The 19,941-nt window shown below is 64.2% G+C and carries 24 protein-coding genes and 1 pseudogene; 11 read left to right on the top strand and 14 right to left on the bottom strand.

Annotated features, from left to right (window positions below):
- Positions 1–8 precede the first annotated feature (8 nt).
- The 11 genes from nusG to IEW34_RS14200 all read right to left on the bottom strand — a co-directional run bounded on the left by nusG (position 9) and on the right by IEW34_RS14200 (position 10,074).
- Positions 9–542, bottom strand: coding sequence for a transcription termination/antitermination protein NusG (gene nusG / locus IEW34_RS14250; RefSeq protein WP_188609883.1), 534 nt, complete (start codon positions 540–542; stop codon positions 9–11).
- A 99-nt stretch (positions 543–641) separates the two neighbouring features.
- Positions 642–1,391, bottom strand: a complete 750-nt coding sequence (locus IEW34_RS14245; RefSeq protein ID WP_188609882.1) for a hypothetical protein — start codon at positions 1,389–1,391, stop codon at positions 642–644.
- 287 nt (positions 1,392–1,678) lie between these two features.
- Positions 1,679–4,015 carry a DUF3987 domain-containing protein gene (locus tag IEW34_RS14240; protein WP_188609881.1) on the bottom strand — a complete coding sequence of 779 codons (2,337 nt, stop codon included), beginning with the start codon at positions 4,013–4,015 and terminating at the stop codon, positions 1,679–1,681.
- Positions 4,015–4,386, bottom strand: coding sequence for a DUF6511 domain-containing protein (locus IEW34_RS14235; protein ID WP_188609880.1), 372 nt, complete (start codon positions 4,384–4,386; stop codon positions 4,015–4,017). The genes IEW34_RS14240 and IEW34_RS14235 overlap by 1 nt, the downstream gene beginning before the upstream one ends.
- Positions 4,374–6,287, bottom strand: a complete 1,914-nt coding sequence (locus IEW34_RS14230; RefSeq protein ID WP_188609879.1) for a DEAD/DEAH box helicase family protein — start codon at positions 6,285–6,287, stop codon at positions 4,374–4,376. The genes IEW34_RS14235 and IEW34_RS14230 overlap by 13 nt, the downstream gene beginning before the upstream one ends.
- Complete coding sequence (locus tag IEW34_RS14225) at positions 6,280–7,164, bottom strand: oxidoreductase (protein WP_188609878.1); 885 nt, start codon at positions 7,162–7,164, stop codon at positions 6,280–6,282. The genes IEW34_RS14230 and IEW34_RS14225 overlap by 8 nt, the downstream gene beginning before the upstream one ends.
- Positions 7,165–7,252: 88 nt before the next feature.
- Complete coding sequence (locus IEW34_RS14220) at positions 7,253–7,705, bottom strand: DUF7694 domain-containing protein (RefSeq protein WP_244641985.1); 453 nt, start codon at positions 7,703–7,705, stop codon at positions 7,253–7,255.
- Between the two features lie 92 nt (positions 7,706–7,797).
- Positions 7,798–8,352: a DUF669 domain-containing protein gene (locus tag IEW34_RS14215; RefSeq protein ID WP_188609877.1), complete on the bottom strand. Its 555-nt coding sequence runs from the start codon at positions 8,350–8,352 to the stop codon at positions 7,798–7,800.
- Positions 8,353–8,377: 25 nt separating this feature from the next.
- Complete coding sequence (locus IEW34_RS14210; protein WP_280516288.1) at positions 8,378–9,175, bottom strand: ATP-binding protein; 798 nt, start codon at positions 9,173–9,175, stop codon at positions 8,378–8,380.
- An 84-nt stretch (positions 9,176–9,259) separates the two neighbouring features.
- Positions 9,260–9,826, bottom strand: a complete 567-nt coding sequence (locus IEW34_RS14205) for a RuvC family protein (protein WP_188609875.1) — start codon at positions 9,824–9,826, stop codon at positions 9,260–9,262.
- A complete protein-coding gene (locus tag IEW34_RS14200; protein ID WP_188609874.1) occupies positions 9,823–10,074 on the bottom strand; it encodes a hypothetical protein in 252 nt (83 codons plus the stop codon). The genes IEW34_RS14205 and IEW34_RS14200 overlap by 4 nt, the downstream gene beginning before the upstream one ends.
- Before the next feature lie 96 nt (positions 10,075–10,170).
- Between IEW34_RS14200 and IEW34_RS14195 the strand changes: the two genes are divergently transcribed.
- Positions 10,171–10,926, top strand: a complete 756-nt coding sequence (locus IEW34_RS14195; protein ID WP_188609873.1) for an XRE family transcriptional regulator — start codon at positions 10,171–10,173, stop codon at positions 10,924–10,926.
- Here the strand turns inward: IEW34_RS14195 and IEW34_RS14190 are convergent.
- The gene (locus tag IEW34_RS14190; protein ID WP_188609872.1) at positions 10,923–11,183 is read right to left on the bottom strand and encodes a hypothetical protein; all 261 of its coding nucleotides are present in this window, start codon (positions 11,181–11,183) and stop codon (positions 10,923–10,925) included. The two genes, IEW34_RS14195 and IEW34_RS14190, sit on opposite strands and share 4 nt — an antisense overlap.
- Before the next feature lie 183 nt (positions 11,184–11,366).
- Here IEW34_RS14190 and IEW34_RS14185 point away from each other — a divergent pair, with 183 nt between their 5' ends.
- The 7 genes and pseudogenes from IEW34_RS14185 to IEW34_RS14155 all read left to right on the top strand — a co-directional run bounded on the left by IEW34_RS14185 (position 11,367) and on the right by IEW34_RS14155 (position 14,586).
- Positions 11,367–12,095, top strand: coding sequence for a hypothetical protein (locus IEW34_RS14185; RefSeq protein WP_188609871.1), 729 nt, complete (start codon positions 11,367–11,369; stop codon positions 12,093–12,095).
- On the top strand, positions 12,088–12,807 hold the full coding sequence (locus tag IEW34_RS14180; protein ID WP_188609870.1) for a hypothetical protein: 720 nt from the start codon (positions 12,088–12,090) through the stop codon (positions 12,805–12,807). The genes IEW34_RS14185 and IEW34_RS14180 overlap by 8 nt, the downstream gene beginning before the upstream one ends.
- A complete protein-coding gene (locus IEW34_RS14175; protein WP_188609869.1) occupies positions 12,804–13,520 on the top strand; it encodes a hypothetical protein in 717 nt (238 codons plus the stop codon). Before IEW34_RS14180 ends, IEW34_RS14175 begins: the two co-directional genes overlap by 4 nt.
- A complete protein-coding gene (locus IEW34_RS14170; protein WP_188609868.1) occupies positions 13,517–13,690 on the top strand; it encodes a hypothetical protein in 174 nt (57 codons plus the stop codon). Before IEW34_RS14175 ends, IEW34_RS14170 begins: the two co-directional genes overlap by 4 nt.
- A gap of 18 nt (positions 13,691–13,708) precedes the next feature.
- Positions 13,709–13,900: pseudogene (locus IEW34_RS30910) on the top strand (DUF4031 domain-containing protein); the annotation flags it as partial.
- Positions 13,901–14,020: 120 nt separating this feature from the next.
- On the top strand, positions 14,021–14,356 hold the full coding sequence (locus IEW34_RS14160) for an HNH endonuclease signature motif containing protein (protein ID WP_188610276.1): 336 nt from the start codon (positions 14,021–14,023) through the stop codon (positions 14,354–14,356).
- The gene (locus IEW34_RS14155) at positions 14,353–14,586 is read left to right on the top strand and encodes a hypothetical protein (RefSeq protein WP_188609867.1); all 234 of its coding nucleotides are present in this window, start codon (positions 14,353–14,355) and stop codon (positions 14,584–14,586) included. The genes IEW34_RS14160 and IEW34_RS14155 overlap by 4 nt, the downstream gene beginning before the upstream one ends.
- Here IEW34_RS14155 and IEW34_RS14150 read toward each other — a convergent pair.
- Positions 14,550–15,863, bottom strand: a complete 1,314-nt coding sequence (locus tag IEW34_RS14150) for a site-specific integrase (RefSeq protein WP_188609866.1) — start codon at positions 15,861–15,863, stop codon at positions 14,550–14,552. The genes IEW34_RS14155 and IEW34_RS14150 overlap by 37 nt on opposite strands.
- Before the next feature lie 262 nt (positions 15,864–16,125).
- Between IEW34_RS14150 and IEW34_RS14145 the strand changes: the two genes are divergently transcribed.
- Positions 16,126–16,320 carry a thermonuclease family protein gene (locus IEW34_RS14145; protein WP_188609865.1) on the top strand — a complete coding sequence of 65 codons (195 nt, stop codon included), beginning with the start codon at positions 16,126–16,128 and terminating at the stop codon, positions 16,318–16,320.
- Between the two features lie 288 nt (positions 16,321–16,608).
- Here IEW34_RS14145 and IEW34_RS14140 read toward each other — a convergent pair whose 3' ends face one another.
- Positions 16,609–17,631: a helix-turn-helix domain-containing protein gene (locus IEW34_RS14140; RefSeq protein WP_188609864.1), complete on the bottom strand. Its 1,023-nt coding sequence runs from the start codon at positions 17,629–17,631 to the stop codon at positions 16,609–16,611.
- A 160-nt stretch (positions 17,632–17,791) separates the two neighbouring features.
- Between IEW34_RS14140 and IEW34_RS14135 the strand changes: the two genes are divergently transcribed.
- Together IEW34_RS14135 and IEW34_RS14130 are read left to right on the top strand one after the other, a co-directional pair.
- Positions 17,792–18,364, top strand: a complete 573-nt coding sequence (locus IEW34_RS14135) for an SMI1/KNR4 family protein (RefSeq protein ID WP_188609863.1) — start codon at positions 17,792–17,794, stop codon at positions 18,362–18,364.
- Between the two features lie 47 nt (positions 18,365–18,411).
- Entirely contained in the window at positions 18,412–19,896 is a 1,485-nt protein-coding gene (locus tag IEW34_RS14130; protein ID WP_188609862.1) for a DUF1254 domain-containing protein, read from the top strand.
- The last annotated feature ends 45 nt before the right edge of the window (positions 19,897–19,941 follow it).

Below are 19,941 nucleotides of genomic sequence, written 5' to 3'. Positions count from 1 at the left end.
ACTGAAAGCTAAGCGATCTTCTTCAGCTGCGCAAGTGGCAGCACGAGCTTCATTGCCTTGCCGTTGAGTAGAGACAGGAGCACCTCGATCCGCCGCTCGCTCTTCGCCGCGATGACCTCGGCCCCGAAGGCTTCGAAGCGATCGTCGACCACCGATACCTTGTCGCCGGCCACGACTGGCAGGCGCTTCGGGTTAACCTCGTCGAAGGCGCCATCGGCCTCCATCTGCCGGATCTTGTCGACGGCCCGCAGCGGGATCGGCGCAGGCTTGCCGGCGACCTCGAGCATCCAATGCACGCCGTGTGTCCGGCGCACCAGATCGAAGTTGGGAGCGGCCTTGTCCAGGCCAACGAACACGTAGCGGGGGAATGCGGGACGCGCGACGATGTGCTCTTGCCGGGCGTGGCGGATTTTCACCGTGGCCATGGGCAGGAACGTCTCCACGCCGCGGCGTCGCAGCGTGTCCTCGACCAGGCGCTCGGCGTGCCATCGCACCTGCGCGGCGTACCAAGCGAATTTCGGCTGTGAGCTGGTGTCGGTCATGATCTCCGGCGCCGAAGCGTCGGAGACAGGTAGCGGTGTGGCCGGATCAATGTGCCAGACGCGCGTCGGCGGGGCAAGCGCTACGGGAATAGGTATGAATCAGAGATTTGCACTCCGATGCCTAGCTTTATCAGACGAAGACAAAGTATATATTGCTGATTTTTTCTCATCAACTATAGCTATTTTCAGATCATATTCCATGTCATAATACTCACCATGCATAATCCTTCCAATACGAATAACATCTTCGATGTGGTGACTGCATGACTCTCCATTTTTCATACTCACATCAATCTTATTGTATAGAAAATGAAGTTCTTTTCTCAAGAATATTCCGTTACTTGCAAATCGGTCTAGAATAGCATATATTTTAGCCCCTCCTTTAAAATCATTAGCTACATTTCTCGCATAATCCACAGACGAATATTGATCGCCAGCGATAAATGAGAAGGATTTATTCTCAATTAATTTATATAAGCTAGCCTTTTCATCAATTACATTTCTCAATATTATTTCTATTTCTTGCAACTTTTTAAGTCTTTCCTTTGCGATTTGGTGCGATTGAAGCTGAATTGCATATTGCGCGCTTCGCGTTTGTTGCAGCAATGTTATTGCAGCCCAAAGCGCAACGGCTCCCGCAACTATATTCCCGAGCAACGTTTGATACCTATTCAGCCAGAACTCTGCGCAGTTCATCGCGGCCACGCTCTTAGAGGCTTCACTGGCCGAAACCGAACACCATCCGCCGCGCGACGCGGAGAACGCCAGCGCCAGCACCACCAATGCCAACAGCACCACTGTCCGCCAAAGCCATATCGGCGCATGGCGATCCGACTGATACAGCCCCACCTCTCCCCCCCCTGCCCGAAATCGGTTGTCCCCGCTCGCGCATAAAGCATATCTGGGGAAGTTGTATGCCCTGGAAACGGACAACCGAACAAGATTTGAGCCAAGCATGAAAATGGGGGCAACCGAACAAGAGATGGAAAAAAATATATATATATCATCATCTTAATTCGGCTTCGGTTGTCCCCACGGTTGTCCCCGTGTCACCGGTTGTCACCCATATTTTTGAGCGCCGCAGATCGGCGCCGAGCGGCGGGCCGTGGGGACAACCGCCGCGGTGGGGACAACCGTCAGCCTGGAACGTGATAGCTGAAGGTCGTCTTTCCGCCGCCTTCCGGGGCCGTGGCAACGACCACGATGTCGCCCGCCTCGACCAGCGTCTTCATCAGGTCGTCGAGCTCCTGGGTCTTTTTGAACGCCCGCTTCATCGACCTGAATAGGTCACGCCTCGACATCTCGCCGCCGGCATCCTTGATCCGCTGCAAGGCCTTCGCCGCGAGCGAAGCCGTTGCGCTCTCCGGCACATGGTTGTTGTAGCCGGCCAGCATGTCGCACAGGGACGCCTCGGCGATCTCGATCCCGAGCTCGACGTGTTCGCGGCTGACGGTCGGATCGCCGGCGTTCTCGCCGATCGCCATGATGGTCGCCAGCTTAAGCGCGTTCTGAGCGCACCGCGGCGCGAACGCTTCGATGCTGGCGTCGTCCTTCATGCGCGCAAGGTTGTGGTCCTCATAGCTCATCCACCGAGCCCGGGCCGCCTCGTCTCGCCACGGCACCCGATAGGGTCGCTCGTTGAACTGATCCTCCGCCGGGCTCGTCCTGAACCTGGCGGCCGTCATGCCCCCCGGCCGGTTGGCTATAGAGAGGATCCCGTCGACGATCGCCGGCGGCACATCGGCGATGTCGCGATCATCAGCGCCTCGAGGCGCGTCGCCGGCGGCGTTGACCAGCAGGAAGCGGTTCAAGAAGCCGTTCAGCACCTGGGCCGATCCGATGGCGTCGTAGAACTGCCCCGGCGTCGAGGCGCAGATCATCGAGACGCATGGGTTTCGCAACAGCACGCTGCCGCGCGTCAGGGCGTGGGTGGTCTTGATCGCGCCGCCATCCCACAGCGTGCGCATCGCCGCCATGATCTTCAACGTGTGCGGCGCCGCCCGCTGGCCCGTCGTGGCCGCGATGAAGTCGCCGAACTCGTCCACTGACATGATCGAAGCAGGCTGCCGATTGGCATAGTCGAGCAGGCCGACGTCGGATGCGGCGCCGTCCGGCCCGATCATCTCGTCGAGCCTGGCAGCGCCCAGCACCGACTTGACCGCCTTCATGGGCGCGTCCTTGCCGTTGCCGCTCCGCGTCGTAATCAGGACGTAGAGGTTGAGGTTGCTGAACGTCGGCGTCACCAGCTGCCGCGAACTTGCGGTTCCGACGAGCGCCAGCGCCGCCGCCACGGCGAAGCGGGGCTGCGGACGGCGCGCCACGTAGAGGATCCAGCGCGCGATGTCGCCGACCAGCGTGTCGGACGCCAGGATGGCCTCGTCGTAGCTGGTGCCGGCCGGGCGTGGCTCCGGTGGCGCCGGCGCCGGCCCCTGGCGGACGACAACACCGTCCTCATCGATCAACGTGCCATCCTCGGTCAGGGTGTAGGAGGCGCGCGGTCGCAGGTCGAACGCCAGGCCCTCGGTTAGGCCGAGCATCTCCGATAGGTGCCGGAACGCGTCGCCGGCGTCGGCGATGCCGCAGGCCTCCTGTACCAGGTCGATCGGCGTGTAGCTGCGGTCGTCGTGGAAGTCGCGGATGCCCTGCGGGTGGATCTTCAGGTTCGGGCTGCGCTTCTCCAGCGGCCGGCCGCCGTAGGATGCCCGCCACGTCGCCACCGCTCGATAGCCGCCCTGGTAGGGCTGGCACTTGTAAAGCCCCAGCCGCGGCACCCAATCCGGCAGGTTGGCCATGGCCATGTCATTGAGGGAGCGGAACGGGTTGTCCGCGTCTTCGGTCATCTGCCGCACATGCTGGCGCGACGGCTCCGGCCGGTAGCCGAACGGTGACAACGCCTCGGCGATACGGTCGCCGATGTCGGGCGGGAGCACGGGCAGTTCGTCCGGATCGACGTTTTCCAGCGCCTCGCCGGCGATCCAGCGATAGGGCTGCTTGGTGTCGGGGTGGATCGTCGGCGGTAGCACCGTCTGGCGCCCTGGCCCGATCAGATCGCACAGCCGCCGCCCCCGCTTGCCGTCCGGCAGGTATTCGGTGAAGGACCGGGACGGCACGCCGGGACCGCGGAAGAAGAGCGTCTCGCCCTTCTGGCCGGTCTTGCTGACCGGCGTCGGCGGCAGCACGCCCTTGATGGCAGCGACGATAGGCTCGTCGTCGACATCGATGTCGATGCCGATCAGATCATGGCTCGCCGGCCCGGTGACGACGCAGACGCCGCCGTCGCCGTCCGACCACAGGCCGACCTCGTATTCGGTTGGGAGCCGCTTCGAATACCGGCCCTGCCAATCCCACATGCCGACCCATTCCCGCCCCCTGATCTCGCCTGGCCGCTTGGTGCCGGGCATGATCGGGATGGCGGCATAGCCGCGCTCGACGAGCTTGGCGCCGACCTGGCTATAGGCACCCTGCTCCGCCATCAGAACGGCGGCTCATGCGAGAGGACCATGCGGCGCAGCGCGTCCTCGTAGCCGAGCAGCAGCCGGCGCAAGAACTCGTCGATCTGCTCGGGCGTCAGATAGTCGAGCCGTGTCTCGCCGACCTCGTCGAGGAACGGGCCGGCCACGTCGAGCGCCTCACGCGCCGCCCGGGCCTCGAAGGCGTCAAGCTCAGCTTTGGGCATGAAGTAGACCTTCCTCCCATGGGGGGCGTCGGTTTCGCAAAGCCAGATGCCCGGCGCGCCATGGCGCGGCATGTAGCCGAGCCCGGTGGCGCTCCTCCGGCAGATGGCGCAGATCACGGGCTCGCGCGTCCAGAAGCGGCGGACGAGATCAGGGTCTAGGCCCGACATGCCTTGGCCTCCTGGTACGCGCGATTGATGTTCGCCATGGCGGCGTTGCTGCCGCCGCGATCGGGATGGTGTTGCTGGGCAAGGGTCCGGAAGGCGCGGCCGATCTCTTCGGCCTCAGCGTCCGGGCTGACCGACAGCACGCGCCACCAGTCCGCCTTTTCGTTCTCTACGGGCGGTAGGCTGGCGACCGAGCGCGCCCGCTCCAGCGCCTCCGGCGTGATCTCGCGGCGGATGACGTCGTGGAAGTTGCCCCTGGGCTTCACCACGATGCGCACCGGCCACGCCACCTCGCCAGCTTCGGTACGGGCGACCGCTTCCTCGACGGTCTCGGGGATCGGCGCCGCCGAATGCCGGAGCCACCACCGCTCTGCCCTCTCGCGGGCATAGTTCATCGGCGGGTGCTCAAAGCAAATGTACTCGTCGTAGCTGGTGAAGCCGCACCGGTAGGTGACGCGCATAGTCGGCGGCTTGGTCTCGTCGTATCGGTTCTGGTGGCGGTAGAAGGACACGCCGTCCACATCGAGCCAGCGCTCCGGCCTCTTTTCGAGTAGCGCCATGATGACGGCTTCGGCGTCGGCCTTTGCTTCGTGCATCGGCTTCGGCTTCGGCCATTCGTGGCCGCAGTGCTCGCACAGCATCGTCCGGAGTGGCCACAAGGTGCTGCACTCCGGGCAAGCTTTCGCCTGGATGCTGTCGACCTTCACGGCGCCTTCGCGCTCGCCGGCGGCCGCCTTGCGGCCTGGGCCGACCACGATGTCGTCAACGGGCCCGTGTCGCCGGACGTTGCCGACGAAGTCGAGCACTAGGCAGTTGGGTTTGGAGCTCGAGGCGATGAACGCGCGGCGCTCATCGGCTGTCGCCAGCTCCGCCGGAGGGGGCTCGATCGGCCGCGTGCCGCGCCCGCAGATCTGGACATAGAGGCCGGTCGACAGCGTGGCCCGGAGCATAGCGATCAGGTCGACGCCAGGCGCATCGAAGCCCACCGTGAGCACGTTGGCGTTCGTCAAGCACCGGATGCGGCCCGCGCGGAACTCGCGGATGATCCGATCACGCTCCTGCGCCGGCGTGTCGCCGGTGACCGTCTCACAGGTGATGCCGCTGCGGCGCATCTCGTCTCGAACGGACTGCGCGTGCTCGACGCCGGCGCAGAACACGAGCCAGGATCGACGCTCGGCACCGAACTCGATGATCTCGCGGACGGCCGCCGCGGTGATGTCCGGTCGGCTCGTCGCCTCCTGAAGTGAGCTCTCCACGAACTCGCCGCCGCGGCGCTGCACGTCAGAGACGTCGATCGACGTCACGGTCGCCTTCGACACCAGCGGCGCAAGGTAGCCGTCGCGCACGGCCGCGCCGACGTCGTAGTCGAAGATGACCTCGTCGAAGAGGCGGCCGTCGCCGGAGTCGAGACGCCCCGAGCCCATCCTGAAGGGCGTCGCTGTGAAGCCGGCAACGCGCAGGTCCGGCGTCATTTCCCGCAGATCGGTGAGCAGGCGTCGATACATGCCGTCGCCATCGGCGGGCACCAGGTGGGCCTCGTCGATCAGGACCAGGTCGCGAGGGCCCATGCGTCGGGCAGCGCGATAGACGCTCTGGACCGAAGCGAACAGGATCTGCGAGTGCCATTTCCGCTGGCCGAGGCCCGCAGAGTTGATCCCGATCGGGGCGTCCGGCCACAGGCGCAGAAGCGCCTTGGCGTTCTGCTCGACGAGCTCTTTCACGTGCACGAGCGCGAGCACGCGCATAGTGGGATAGTAGGTCAGCAGCTCCTTCACGGATGTGCCGATCACGACCGACTTCCCCGTGCCGGTCGCCATCACGACAAGGGGGTTACCGCCCCCCTGCCCCCAATAGTCGAACAGGCGCTCGACCGCGCCACCCTGGTACTCGCGAAGGTCAACCATGGGCCGGCGCCTCGCCGGCATGACCGCCGTCAACCCACAACGAACCGTCGGGCTTGCGGTAGGTGACCGTCAGTCCCCGTTCGTCGACGTCGATTTGCTCATAGGGCACGAGATCAGGAATGAAGAGATGCGCCGAGCACCCCCTGGCCTGATCCTCCGGCGCCAGGTCGACGTCATGCAGCTCGCAGCGCCACCGGGCGGCGTCACTGTCGTCGACGACAGGCGTGCTGTGCAGGCACGTCCGGCAGTGCTGCCGCGGAAACTTGCCTTCGTGGCAGACCTGTCGCGCCGGGCACCAGCCGCAGGCGAACGCCATCTTGGCGGTCGGATCTTCATGCAGCTTCGCCGGCGGCCGCGAGGCCCGCACGATCCGCTCGGCCCGCGCGACGAGCGTTAGAGCTATTGCCGGGTCATACGTGATGCGCTCGGCGTATAGACCCTCGTCATTCTTGGTGGACGCGAGATAAAGAGCACGCTGCAGCCCGGTGCGATGCATGTAGAATTGCATCTGCGCCAGGTGTCCGGGCTTCGACTTCGCGACGCCGTCCTTCACGAGCGCCTTGAAGGACTTTTCGTTGTGCGTCTTCAGCTCCACCACATGCCAGGTGGCGGGCGCCTCCGGCACACCGAGGGCGCGTCCGTCGAGACGGCCGCTCAGGTGGCCGCCGACGCACGTCACCTTCCATTGCTTGTCCGTGTCCGGGTCGCGGTCGACGACATCGACGCCGGCCTTGCGAAGGTCGTCGATCAGCCGGGCCTCTTCACGGTGGCCGGTTTCGAACAAGCGCAGCTTGTTGCCTTGGAGCCGAGGCTGTTCAAAGGTTCGGCGCCACTCCAGCCAGATGGCCCGGTCGCATTCGGTGCCGAAGGTCGACATGCCGATGTTGCCGAACCACTCGCTGCGCTGCTCGGCCTCGTAGGCGGCGTAGATGGCGCCGACGGTCTGGCTCTCGACGCGGGGGAGCTCAGCCATGGGCGCGCTCCTCGTCCGAAAGGCCGAAGGGGAGCAGGTGGCCGGGCGGCAGCACCCACACGTGGTACATGTCCGCCTGGTCGACGAGCCGCGCAGCCGGCGGCATCACCTCGACCGCGACACGGTCGGCGCCGAAGAGCTCGTTCTTGATCCGCTGCTTGTCGCGCCACGGCGGCTCGATGCTGGACACGGTGCAGATGGCCAGATGCTGGACGACGCCCCAGCCGGTGTGCACCGGGCGCACAAGCACGGCGTAGAGCTGGTTGCGGTAGGCGAACCGGATCTGTTTGCACCAGCCCGTGCCGGGGATGCCCTGGGGCAGCGTGACCCGTTGCCAGGGCCCCCAATCGCCGGTCTTGATTGCGGCGCGCTCCAGCGCCGCCGCGGCGCGCCGATCCGCGCGCGAGAACAGGAAGCCGTTGTCAGGACGCAGGTGGTCGTTCATCGTCGCGGTCTCCGCGCGATGCCATCAGGCATTTCGTTGTGAGGTGGGCGGCCGGTGCGACCTTGCCGGGATGAACCGGCCGCCCGGCTACATCAGCGGGCGCCGGCCGTGCGGTTCCCCCAGGGCCGGGTCTGTCCCGGCGCCGGCGCCGCGGACGGGGGCGCCTGCTGCTGGCGCGGCTGCGCCTGGGCTGCGGCCTGCGGCTGCTGCGCATATCCGCCAGCGGGCTTGCTCTGTGGCGGCGAGTCGTAGGCCGGCCTGAAGCCCTTGACCTCGTTCTTGTCTCCGTAGGCCTCGTCGCGCTTGATCACGACGCGGATGCGCATGGGCTTGTAGTGGAGATCCTCGGAGTCGCCGAGCGGCCCGGCATGACCGACCGCTTCGCAGATGGCTTTGAGCCGCTGCTGCCCGATCAGCTGTGCCGTCGGATTGGCGTGCTGGTAGTTGATCTGGTCGAAGATCACTCGCCGCTCAAACGGGCCGTCCATGATGTCGAGGCGCAGCTTGAGCATGAGACCCTGGCCGCTCTTCGGCGTCACGACCTCGCTGCTGACGATCTGAGCCAGGTATTCGCCGGCCGGGATCGGGCTGAAGTCGCCGCCCGACTCGACCGCTTCGGGATTGAAGTTGGTGTTTAGGTTCGCCATCGCTGTTTGCTCCTGTGCGGCCGGCTTAGGCCGCGGCTTCGCTGGGCGACACGGATGCAGGGGCATCCATGCCGGGGAAGTGCTTCGCCAGTTCGTCGAAGGCGTGCGCCCGGTCGAAGAGGATCTTCGGCGGCATGTCGAAGCGGTTCTTGGCGACGAAGGCCGGCCGACCCTCGGTGTAGATCCAGCGCTGGTGCCCGCCTTCGCCACGGGATCGCTTCTTGTTGAAGCCCTGCTCCTCGGTCTGGATCGTGACGTCCTGGTTGATGAACAGAATGGCGTCGGCCTCGTCCTGCACCATGGCCAGCGCCCGCTTGTGCAGGCGGATGTCGTAGCGGGAGTAGGAGACGGTCGACGGGTCGTCGAAGCGGATGATCTCCGAATGCCCGATCAGGACGACGATCATGCCGCGGTCGCGCCGGAGCGCGAACAGGCCATCGAGCAGCTCGCGCCAGAAGGGGTCGGCGGCGAGGTAGCCCTTGCCGAACCCCGGGCTCTCGATGCTCTCCCAGCGGTTGGCCGCGCAGGTCGCGGCCCACACCAGCGGCTCCGCTTTGTCCAGGCTATCAAGAACGACGGTTTGATAGCCGTGATCTTCGGTATATAGGGCGCCGATGGCGTCCATAATCGACTGGTAATCGGCGAGCAGACCGAAGGTGTCGATCTCGGTGTTCTTCAAGTTTCCTTCCTCGGTCTGAAGAAACACCGGATTAGGGAAGCACGACGCCAAGGTCGTCTTCCCCATGCCAGGACCGCCGTGAACAAGAACGCGCGGCGGCTGGTCGGCCTTCGCTTTGCGAAGGTCCTTCAATGAAATCGCCATTTCGCTGTTGCTCCTACGCTGGCTTGCTCCTGATCAGGTCCGGGAGCGGGAACGCCCGGAGACAGGCCAGCGAAACCTGGGGCTCTACAGCCCCGACGCTCCCGCCCTCGGTGAACTGCTGTTGATGACGGCGCCGGCGAACTCGCCGCCGACGCCGTCGGCCACACCGCCACCCGTCTCCGGGGTTGCGGATCCGATGTTTGGAATGGTCTGCGCGCCGAAAAGCGCGATCAGCGCCGCCTCGGCGCGGCCGTGATGCTTTTTCAGCGCCAGCTCGTCGGCGGCATGCGGGAAGAGCTCCAGCGCGCGGCGCCGGGCCTCTTCCTTGTCGGAGCTGAGCCGGAAGTGCTTCTTCCAGCGACCCGGCGTCACGAAGTGCAGCGGGATGTCGAGCCCCTGGACGACGCCGATGGCGGTGCCGTAGGCGAGCCCGAACTTGAAGGTGCTGGCGACGCCCTGTTTGGGCATCGACGCTACGTTCTCGATGATGGCGACGTCGGGCCGAAGCTGCCAGATACGGTTCTTCAGCAACGTGCCGTTCACCCGATCGCCAGCAATCGGCATGTCCTCGACGGTGACGCGCCCCGCTTCGAGAAAAAAGAAGCCGACGGCGCCCGTCTGGCCTGGGTCGATCCCAAGGATGCAGGTCATTGCACCACCTCCGATGCAGGACGCCGCACGCCTTCCGGCCAGTTGGTCTCCTCGGGCCAGTTGGCCGAGAACCACTCCAGCAGCCTGTTGTAGCGCTTGAGCGTAAAGCTCAGCTCCGGGTCGTTCAGCCGCGTGAAGAAACGGCCGTCCTTGGCCGCGAGCCGGCCGACGGTCGTCACCTTCAGTCCGGTCGCCTGGGCGTAACCCAGGAAGCAGCGGCGGAGATCGTCGGTCGGGTCGGTAACCATAGATACCGATTTAGTAGGAAATTTACACCTACGCAATACCGTCGTCGTATCAAAGATGCAATTTGCACAGGCGACGGAAAAATAGGAGTTTTCCACATGCCCGACGCACAGCCTGATCCGACCGTAGAAAAGCGCACGCCGTTGTCAGCGCGCGTGCAGGCGCGCCTCGAGGCGCTTGGCATCAACCCCTTCGAGGCGGCCCGCCGCGGCGGCTTGCAGCGGAACTTCGTCAACGACATTCTGATCGGACGGAAGCGATCGCTGCGGTCGGCGACCATGCCGGCTCTGGCCCGCGCCCTTGAGACGACGCCGGCTTACTTGAACGGCGAGAGCGACGAACCGGAGATCTCGGGCGACAACGACACCACGCTGGTCCGATCGCGCATGGTCCCGATCGTGATCGCCGGGAAGGTCGAAGCGGGAGCGTTTTGGGAGGTGGACGAGTTCGATCAGAGCGAGCGGGAAATCATCTTTGATGTGCCCGACCCCGACTTCCCTCAGGCACGCATCGTCGCCTTCAACGTGGCCGGCGATAGCATGAACGATCTGAAGCCCACGCCCATCATGCCCGGAACCCGGATCGTGGGCATCGACTACGGCGATTTGGCGGGCCGGCTACCGCTGCGGACGGGGATGGTTGTTGTCGTTCAACGGACCCGCGAGGGCGGGCACTTGCGCGAGTGGTCGGTGAAGCAGGTCGAGCTGCGCGAGGGCAGCATGGCCTTCTGGCCGCGCTCCACGAACCCTCGCCACAAGCCGATCATCGTCGACCGCAACCTGCTGGCGGACGATGGCCAGACGGTCGAGGTCCTAGCCATCGTCAGACGGATCACCAGCGAGGTCCCGATCTAGAAATAGATCGGCTCAAGCTCCTCCTGGTCCGCCTCCTCTTCCTCGTCGTCATAGACGACCCCGGCGCCTGTGATGGTGCCGATTGCGCTTTCGCACTGCTGGCAGACGAAGCGCTGGCGCTGCAATAGAGAGCTCTCCATCAGCTCATCTATATCGGCGGGCGCGTCCGGGTGATCCGGGACGTCAATTCTCCTGACGGACTCCTTCAGGCAATTTTCACAGCAAACGAACAGCTTGAACGCAGAGACACGCGACATCGGTTAACCCCCTGTTAACTGCGACACGCTGACTCACCCTCTGGAACAAAGCAAGAACAACGTGATTCGCGATTCGTCGCGCCGCCGAAAGGTGGATGCCGATATAGTTGCAAATTTCCTACTGAAAGGTTGACGGTAGTAAATTTTCAACTAGCCTCCGCTGCAATGCGTAGGAGGCATTGGATGTTCGGTTTCAAAAATTCGGACCTGAATGAGGAGAGCAGGGCCCTTCTCGGGCTAATCGAGACCTACCTCGGCGAAGAGAACGCCTATCAGATGGCGACGACGGAGGCTGACCTATGCATGGTGGCCCTTCGCGATGCCCCAGCCCTACCGCTCCCCGATGCGCTGTTCGAGCGCGACGGCGATCATAAGCTCGGCTTGTTCGGCCTCTACCAGTCTGGCCAGAACCGTCCGGTGTTCTCGGACAGCACCGCCGAGGCGCTTCGGAAGATCCCGCGCCGCAAGTCTGTCACCTATCCGATGCCGCCCGAGATGCTCAACCCGGGCGAGGAAGAAGCCTCAATCTCTCGCAAGGAACCGTGGCCCGAGGCCCAGGCCCGAGCCGACGAGATCGTCGCTGCCTATGATGCCCATAAGAAAGCGTTGGGCAGTAGGCCCGAAGCCGTTGCTCTTGAAGCGGCAAGAGCGGCCCGTGACGGCCTCGAAGAAAGACACGACGAGGCCCGGCAGACAATAGTTGATGCAAAAGCAACAAACGTCTTTAGTCTGTATCTGAAGGCCGCTGTTGTTTGGTATTTATACGACTACGACACCGAAGGCATGGAAGCCGATACGCGGGGCGGCGACGACAGCTTTGATCACCGGCTTATGCTGTCGATTGCTCTCAGCATCATCTCGATTGTCGGCTCTGTCGTGAACTTCAACCCGCTTGAGGCCGACAATGCTTGACTCCACGATGCGATCGCCCCCCGCGATCACGGCCGATATCGATCAACTTTGGCTCCAGCTGCTCGACGCGGCTGCGCAGTCACGCGCGGCAAGCTCGGCCTACCACTGCGCCGCGAGCGCCCTCCCATGGTGGGCAGCGTTCGGTCCTAAGTATCTGGCCGCCGAAGGCGTCGAGCCGCCGGCCGACATGTGCGGATGGCCAGCGATCCAGGACTTGGAGCCACCGGAAAACCAGCACGCCTACAAGCTGCTCCGCCCCGGCCGAGATGACATTGAACGGCACCGCTTGAATAGCGAGATGCTTGTCGGGAAGAAGCGCGCTCAAGCCGTCTATGAACGGCACATGGCCGCGCTGGACGCTCGACTCGCGGCGCAGAAGGCGGAGGAAGATAAGGTCGGCCTGCCGGAGCTCGACCGCGCCTTTGACGCAGCGGCGGAGCGCATCTTCGGGATCGAGGGGCAGATCGAAGCTCTCCCTCCCAACCTGGAGCGCGTCGTCGCCCTCACGCTGATCAACCTCCAGCACGAGGCAGACCAAAAGCGTTGCTTCGACGATTGGGAGGAGCGAACCAGCTTCGTCGCGCTTGAGGCCCTGCTGCCATTCATCAGCGGGCCGGTCGCCGAGACCGCGCGTGACCTGGTCGAGCACACCGATCGGCCCTTTTACCTCTCGCCCCTCTCTTCCAGCTGCCGGGAGTGGTTCACGAAATGAGCACCATCGACCTTCGGCCCTTTTGCGGCCACGACTTCACGCGCCCGATGCTCATGAAGCCTTGGAGCCGCGGCGATCACACCTATGCCGCCGACGGCGCGATCCTCGTGCGCGTGCCGCGCCGCGCCGAGGTCGAGGAGAATAGCGACATAGCTTCCTTGGCCGAGGCACGTCTTGCGGAATGCGACTTCAGCACCCTCCGGCCCGTGGCGCTCGTTCGCCTGCCGGCGCCCCTCTGTGAAGAGGATGAAGATGGGTACGTGGGCCCGGCGCCGACGTCGGTGCGCCTCTTCGGCCACCTGATCCAGTTGCGCTATGCGCAGATCCTGTTTTCGCTCGACGATCTGCGGATCGGAGCGCCTCGGGATGCGGTGTCGCCTATCCCGTTCGGATCACACGACCTGCTGGGCGTGCTCATGCCCTGCGGGCGGCCGATGGCGCGGCACTTCGATATCGAGACGCCGGCCACGGTCGCAGCCGCGCCGCCCGCAGGTTTGCTCGGCGCTGCCGAGAAGCTCGCAGCGATAGCCGACGCTTACGACGCCAATGATCTCGAAGACGAGGCGCGCAAGCGCTGGGGCGCCAATCTGGAGTTCCTAAACCCCCGCGCGCCCGAGGACATCGAGCTTTATGCGAGCCGCGGCGGGCGACGGTTGCTCACGCTTCAAGACTGTATGGATGCCCGAGCGGCGCTCAGAGGGGGCGCGCGATGAGCGAAGGGCACGATCCTGGCCCAACGGCCCGTCGGGTCGCGCTGACGCTGTGCACAATCTCGGCGGCGGTGTCGATCGCCGCCATGATCTTCATCGCCATTCAGGTTCATGCGGCCTCTGAGCAGCTGCGCCAGTCGGACCTGCGGCTCCTGGAGCTGCTGCGGCGATGACCGTCTTACGTCGACGACGGCAAGTGGCCCTTCGGGCGGATGCTGATGGCCCACATGTGGGCCGACACGCTGCCCGAGCTGCTGGCGATGGCCGACAAGATCGGTCTACCGCGCCGCTGGCTCCAGCAGCCGCCCAAAGCCTCGTGGGTTCACTTCGACATTTCGCAGTCACTCCGCCGGCTGGCGATCAACCATGGCGCCGTGAAGACCGACCGCTATGGCCCGGTCGAGCACGAGGCTCGCCTTGACCTGCTCAGCGGCAACCAAGCGCGCATCGAAGCGCGGCCTGAAGAGGCTGGAGCGCGTCCGCGCCGTCCGGGAGGCGCGAGCGTGAGCCGTCGACTGGCCATCCGCGCCAAGATCCTGGCGGGCGTCGTCGGCGTTGACGGCTGCTGGATCTGGGCGGGCCCGACGTCCGGCGATAGCGGCCGCGGCGCCGGCTACCCCCGCATGTCGCTCGACGGCGGCACGATGGCGGTCCACAAGGTGCACTGGATCTGCGAATACGGCCCGATCCCGCCACGCAAGCAGCTCGACCACCGCTGTCGGAACCGGCTGTGCGTCCGGCTTGATCACCTCGAGCTCGTGACGCACCGGCAGAACCAGCTCAGGCGCGATCGCGCCCGCCGGCAGATCGTCTGCACCTCCGAAGGCATGTCGGCATGAGTGGGCCGCCGGTCGTTGTCCTGCCCGACGAACTGACGCCCGAGCGCATCGAGCAGGCCATGGTGTTCATGGCCTACGTCGTCATGCGCTACGGCGACCAGTACGCGCCGATCCTGGAGCGCCTTGAGCAGGAGCTCGCCGACGCCCGCCGGCGGGAGACCCCGCGATCCCGCGCCGAGCGCCTGCTGAAGGCTTACACTCTGGACGGCGGCAGCAAAGCTATCCGCTGAAGCCACTCGCGTTTGTGGGCCAGCGTCGGGCCGGCGCCGTACTTCGGCCGCTGGAACTTGTGCCCCATCAGCATGGCGATCATCTTGTCGGGCGCATCGATCGCTGTCAGGCGGTCCTCGAATGTGTGCCTGATCGAGTAGAGCGTGTGACCGTCGGCAGGCAGCAGGCTGGCCGCTCGCATGGTCTTGTTGACCGTCGCCGACAACGTCGCGCCCTTGTCCCGGTATCGCGGAAACCCCTTCGGCTGTGCCTGTGCCGCCAGCAACGACACACCCACGAGGGGGATGTCGCGGGCCGACTGCGCCGTCTTCATGCGCCGTCCGTCCGGGCGCGCCTTGATATGCGGAACGTCGTGATCGAGCACGATGGTCTCCTCGGTCAGGTTGACCACCTCCGACGGCCGCAGGCCGGTCTCCACCATGAGGTAGATGACGCGTCGCGCCTCGTCGTTGAGATCGTCAAGAGCCCCAACCGCCAGGATCCGCTTCTGGAGAAAGTCAGGCTCGAACGCCAAGCGCGAGCCCGATTCCTCACCCTCGATTCGCAGCTCGCCGAACACCGGTGACAGCCCGAGCTTATGCGCGGTGTTGATCGTGCGAAACATCTTATTCAGGTGGCCGATGTCTTTGTTGGCGGTGCCGATGTCGAGGTCGTCGGCGAGGATCCGATCCTGCCACCATGCTCGGAAATCGAGGGCGTCCGATCGGGTCAGGGCGGTGATGGACTTGTCGGCGACCACAGAAAGGAGATTGGCTAGGGCGCGCTTCTTCGGGTTGCGCCATTTGCGGCGCTGATCCTCGGACAAATCCTTGATGGAAGCCGCCTGGAGCTTCTCGAACTCGTCGAATAGCGTGGTCAGCTTGATCTCCGGCAGGCCCTCTCCGCCAAGCAGCGCCGTGACCGCGCTTTCCTCGTCGGCCCTGGGTGCCGCCGCCTGGGCGGCCTCTACCCGGGCAACGATCTCAGCCGCGGGCCGGGCGGCAATGTCGGCCGCAGGCGCATAGTCGAAGCCGAACGACCGGGCACGCCGGCGGGCGGCGTCGTAGCGGCGCTGCGCCTCCGCCGATTGGCCGTCGAGCAGGCCGCGCCAATACGCCTCGAGCTCGCCGTTGATCCGATCGGTCTCCCTCCGCGCCCGGGCGCCGCGCGGATCATCCACGACCTTGATGCGTGTCGACTGCTTGACGATGCCGCGCCTGTCGAGCTCAGCGCAGTTCTCCGGCACACGCCGGACGAAGTGCCAGAAGCCGTCCCGCTTGGTCAGAAACTCGCCCATCAGCGCCCGTCGAATGTTGCACGTTACGTTGCACGTTCTGTTGCACGTTTTCGGCCGTCAGGGCAACGTATGGCACCATAAACATAGGCTGCGCATAGATTTTCGCTACAACGATCGAATCCCTCCGTCTCCGCCACTATGTGGCAAATCCCCTTCCTAATTGATTTATCTGACTAATTTCGCGAACTGGCACGTAAATTTTGCACGAAAAAGCCATGCCGCGGGACGGCCTTGAGAAATCGCGTTCGCGCTGATTCTCCTAGTGGCTGCGTCGGCCTTCGCCGCCGACGACCCTATTGTCGGCCAAACCAGCAGGGTCGACGGCGACACGATCGAGCTCCACGGCACGCGCATCCAGCTCAGCGGCACTGATGCACCCGAGCGCGACCAGGTGTGCGTCGGCGCCGGCTGGGACGAGCCCTGCGGCCGGCAGAGCGCCTTCTTCTCGCCACCATGATCGGACGCCGAACGCTCTACTGCACCGCGAACGGCAAGGACGCTACGGCCGAACGCTGGCGCACCGCGAGGTCGTTGGTCGAGAGATCGGCGCCGAGATGGTGCGCGCCGGGCAAGCGCTCGGCTTAAGGCGCTACAGCACCGAATACGCCGGGCAGAGCCCAAGGCCGGCATGTGGGCGACCGACTTTCTGCTTTCTGCCGCCGTGGGCGCGGCGTCGGCGGTAAGAGTTTGCCCATGCTCTGGGGCACTGGTCGCCCCCGTCTCGTGGCGTGCCGGCATGGCACTTCTAGACCGGCAGCGCCCGAATCCAATTCTCAAAATCTTGCGCGCCAAAGGACCTGAACGGGAAAGCCTTGCCTGGTTCTCCTCCATCGCGATGTGGTGGACCCCGCGCTTCACTGGGAGATAGCCCGAACTGATGCTTAAACGCCCGAGCGAAGTGATCGCTGCGCGAGAATCCAAACGCCCCCGCGATCTCGGAAATTCGACGGGTGTCATTCGGGTCTACTAGTATCAAACGTATCCTCGCCAACCGGCTGCTCTGGATATAGTGTTGGACACCGCCTTCCTCCTCGAACAGCCGGTAGAGTGTCCTTCTGGAGACTCCCACCGCTTGGCACACGCCATCCGAGTTGAGCTCGGCCGAAGCGAGATGCGCGTTGATGAAGCGTTTTGCGCGCCGCAGCAAAACGAGCTCAAGGCCGGGACGCGCGGCCTCTAAGCCGACGAGCGACGGTTGAAGGCAGGCCGCGAGCATGTCGCATGTGGCCCGGCTGAGCGCCTGTTCGTGACCGGACGGCAAAGTGGGAAGCCGACGTGCGAGGAGATCAATGTAGTCGGCCAGGAGCGCCGCATGGGGACCGGTCGGCGCGCGACCGTGCAGGCCGGATAGATTGGGAAGGCTATCCTCGACGAGAAACCGCGGAACGAAGAGCGAGACGAGGTCAGAAGTCGGCTCGTCGCTGATCAGGTCACGCGCCAGATCCAGCACGGATACCTGTCCTGCGCGGCCCTTGAATTCGCCTTGCGCGGTCTGCGCCCTCCACCCGCCTGTCCGATAGAGATTGAAGACGAAATGATCCATGCCGTCGCTGCGCGAGCGTGCTGGGGACCGCACATATCGCTGCTCGCCAAGGCGGGCATCGGTCACCACCATGTCGGCGAGTTGAAAGGCCTCGACGTTGGCGTCGAACGGTAGGGCGCCCCCCTGAACCGGAGGTTCAACGTCGAACACCACGGCGATGCTTTCGCGCCAGGCATCGAACTGCCCAGTCGAAAAATGGGCGCTGGAGACGGTCGAAGGTTCCATGTTCCCTCCTCGTCGCGACCTAACGCGTGCTCCGATTGGCACGCAGAGTCAACGATTGGCACGGAGACGGTCTTGAGACGGAAAGGGGCTGTCCTAATTTCGTGAGCGTCAGGCCGCCTCGGGTTTCTGCCGGGCGGCGTCCTCGTCACAGAGGCTGCTCATGCCGTTCCCCCTCGATCCGGTGTCACCTCTCAAACGGATCGAGGGCTGGCTGGTTCGCAACCATCCTGACCGCCTGCCACTTTTCCGCCATGGGACGGACGACCGCACGCTGCAACGGGTTGAGGCGAAGCTTGGCAAGTCGTTACCCCAGGAGGTCCGGTTCCTTTATGCGGCTCACGACGGCCAACCGGAAGGCGCACCCGCGCTCTACCTCAATCAACGCTGGCTTCCACTCGATGTCGCGGCGGTCGCCTGGGAGGACCTGTGTCTCCAGCACGGCGCAAAGGGCGCGCCTGCTGGCTCCCCGGCCAGCTCCTGCGATGCAGCCAAGCGCACATTCTGGTCGGCGGAGTGGCTGCCCATCTTCGGCAGCCCACCCGGCGACCACTACTGTCTCGATCTCGGCCGGCAACGCACCCAAGGCTATGGCCAGATCCTCTGGTTCCTCTACGACCACCCAGAGCGCGCTGTCGTCGCTCCCGGCATTGCCCAACTGCTCACCCGGGTTGCTGACGGCCTCGAGGTTGGCCGGTGGCACCTCGACGACGGCTATGACGGGTTCAGCGACTGAAACCTCAGGGCCCCCGGACGAACGCCACGCCCGCGCAGGAGAAGATCATGAGACCCAACATCGCTCGTTTGACGGCCGCGGCAATGATGTGGGCGTTCTGCCTGTCGCCGCTGAGCGCGCAGGAGGCGGCCTCACCGCCATTGGTGAAGCAGCTCAACAACGGCAACTGGCTGCCCCAGAGCGAGGCCGAGACGCTCCGCGATGAGCTGTACTATCAGCGCGCGGTCCACGCCTACATGACCATGCTCCCGGCCCTGAACACCATCGGCATGCGTGATGGATCTGAGGCGGCCTTTGGCAAGGGCTACAACGTTCTGCCGATCTGGAAGGACCGGATGGACTCGCGCACTTGGATTCCAACTCCCAATGGCGACGTCATCTACTCCTTGACCTTTCTCGATCTCAAGGAGACCGGTCCGCTCGTCGTCGCAGCTCCACCAAACGTGATCGGTATGTTCACCGATCTCTTCCAACGGACACTCACCGATGTAGGTGCGATCGGCCCGGATCGTGCGCGCGGCGGCCTTTATCTGCTGCTGCCGCCGGACTACGACGGTGAAATCCCGCAAGGATACTTCGCCTTCAAGTCGAAGACCTACAATACCATGCTGTTCTTCCGGACCGTCATGGGCAGGGGCGCGACGGCGCCGGACCCGAAGCAGGCCGTCGCGCTGGCGGAGCAGACACGGATCTATCCGCTCTGGGCATTGGAAAAAGACACCAAGCCGATGCAGTTTCCGAATGGTAGCGGCAAGCGAATCCAGATGATGTACCCTGTCGACAACGCATTCTGGACCAAGCTCAAGGGCTTCGTTGATTACGAGCCGGTTGCTGCGATCGATCCCGAACTCCGAGGTGTTCTCGCCTCAATCGGCATTGTCAAGGGTCAGCCATTCAACCCGAACGCAAAGCAGCAGGAACTATTGAAGAAGGCGGTCGAAACCGCGCCGAAGATGATCTTGGCGACACGGCAGCTCGGTCGTCCGGACGGACGTGAGCTCTATTATAAAGATCGGCAGTACGTGAACCAATGGGCCGGCGCCACCTCCGAATGGCTGCAGAGCAGCTATCTCGACGTCGATCAGCGGGCCGGATTCTTCCAGATCGCCTATTCTTCGGCGCCGGCCATGGTCATGCACACCCTGGGCGCTGGCTCGAAATATCCGAACACTGTCAGGGATTCGAAGGGCGAATTTCTGAACGGCTCCAACACGTACAAGCTACGCCTGCCACCGAATGCTCCAGCCGCCTTGTTCTGGGCTGTCACCCTCTACAACATCACCGACGGCACGATGGTGGAAACGCCGCAACTGATGCCCTCAATCAACAGCTTGAATGAAGCCGTGGCGAAGAACGCGGATGGCTCGATCGAATTGTGGTTCGGGCCGTCGAAGCCCGCCAATGCCCCCGACACCAATTTCATCCAGACCGTCAACGCTCGGAACTTCATCGCGGCTGTGCGCCTCTACGGCACAGGTGTCGAGTTCTTCGACCAAAGCTGGAAGCCTGACGACGTCGTCAAGGTGAATTGAGCAGATTCAGGTCACACCGGTGGCTTGTACCGTCGGCAAACGGAA

This window comes from Chelatococcus reniformis, from assembly GCF_014640075.1.
Lineage (GTDB): Bacteria > Pseudomonadota > Alphaproteobacteria > Rhizobiales > Beijerinckiaceae > Camelimonas > Camelimonas reniformis.
The sequence above is the reverse complement of the archived record's forward strand: the minus strand, read 5'-3'. Positions and strand labels throughout refer to the sequence as shown.

Coding starts and splice junctions, on each gene's coding strand:
- nusG (WP_188609883.1), bottom strand. CDS start 542: ATGACCGACACCAGCTCACAGCCGAAATTCGCTTGGTACGCCGCGCAG.
- IEW34_RS14240 (WP_188609881.1), bottom strand. CDS start 4,015: ATGGCGGAGCAGGGTGCCTATAGCCAGGTCGGCGCCAAGCTCGTCGAG.
- IEW34_RS14235 (WP_188609880.1), bottom strand. CDS start 4,386: ATGTCGGGCCTAGACCCTGATCTCGTCCGCCGCTTCTGGACGCGCGAG.
- IEW34_RS14230 (WP_188609879.1), bottom strand. CDS start 6,287: ATGGTTGACCTTCGCGAGTACCAGGGTGGCGCGGTCGAGCGCCTGTTC.
- IEW34_RS14225 (WP_188609878.1), bottom strand. CDS start 7,164: ATGTCGACCTTCGGCACCGAATGCGACCGGGCCATCTGGCTGGAGTGG.
- IEW34_RS14220 (WP_244641985.1), bottom strand. CDS start 7,705: ATGAACGACCACCTGCGTCCTGACAACGGCTTCCTGTTCTCGCGCGCG.
- IEW34_RS14215 (WP_188609877.1), bottom strand. CDS start 8,352: ATGGCGAACCTAAACACCAACTTCAATCCCGAAGCGGTCGAGTCGGGC.
- IEW34_RS14210 (WP_280516288.1), bottom strand. CDS start 9,175: ATGGCGATTTCATTGAAGGACCTTCGCAAAGCGAAGGCCGACCAGCCG.
- IEW34_RS14205 (WP_188609875.1), bottom strand. CDS start 9,826: ATGACCTGCATCCTTGGGATCGACCCAGGCCAGACGGGCGCCGTCGGC.
- IEW34_RS14200 (WP_188609874.1), bottom strand. CDS start 10,074: ATGGTTACCGACCCGACCGACGATCTCCGCCGCTGCTTCCTGGGTTAC.
- IEW34_RS14195 (WP_188609873.1), top strand. CDS start 10,171: ATGCCCGACGCACAGCCTGATCCGACCGTAGAAAAGCGCACGCCGTTG.
- IEW34_RS14190 (WP_188609872.1), bottom strand. CDS start 11,183: ATGTCGCGTGTCTCTGCGTTCAAGCTGTTCGTTTGCTGTGAAAATTGC.
- IEW34_RS14185 (WP_188609871.1), top strand. CDS start 11,367: ATGTTCGGTTTCAAAAATTCGGACCTGAATGAGGAGAGCAGGGCCCTT.
- IEW34_RS14180 (WP_188609870.1), top strand. CDS start 12,088: ATGCTTGACTCCACGATGCGATCGCCCCCCGCGATCACGGCCGATATC.
- IEW34_RS14175 (WP_188609869.1), top strand. CDS start 12,804: ATGAGCACCATCGACCTTCGGCCCTTTTGCGGCCACGACTTCACGCGC.
- IEW34_RS14170 (WP_188609868.1), top strand. CDS start 13,517: ATGAGCGAAGGGCACGATCCTGGCCCAACGGCCCGTCGGGTCGCGCTG.
- IEW34_RS14155 (WP_188609867.1), top strand. CDS start 14,353: ATGAGTGGGCCGCCGGTCGTTGTCCTGCCCGACGAACTGACGCCCGAG.
- IEW34_RS14150 (WP_188609866.1), bottom strand. CDS start 15,863: ATGGGCGAGTTTCTGACCAAGCGGGACGGCTTCTGGCACTTCGTCCGG.
- IEW34_RS14140 (WP_188609864.1), bottom strand. CDS start 17,631: ATGGAACCTTCGACCGTCTCCAGCGCCCATTTTTCGACTGGGCAGTTC.
- IEW34_RS14135 (WP_188609863.1), top strand. CDS start 17,792: ATGCCGTTCCCCCTCGATCCGGTGTCACCTCTCAAACGGATCGAGGGC.
- IEW34_RS14130 (WP_188609862.1), top strand. CDS start 18,412: ATGAGACCCAACATCGCTCGTTTGACGGCCGCGGCAATGATGTGGGCG.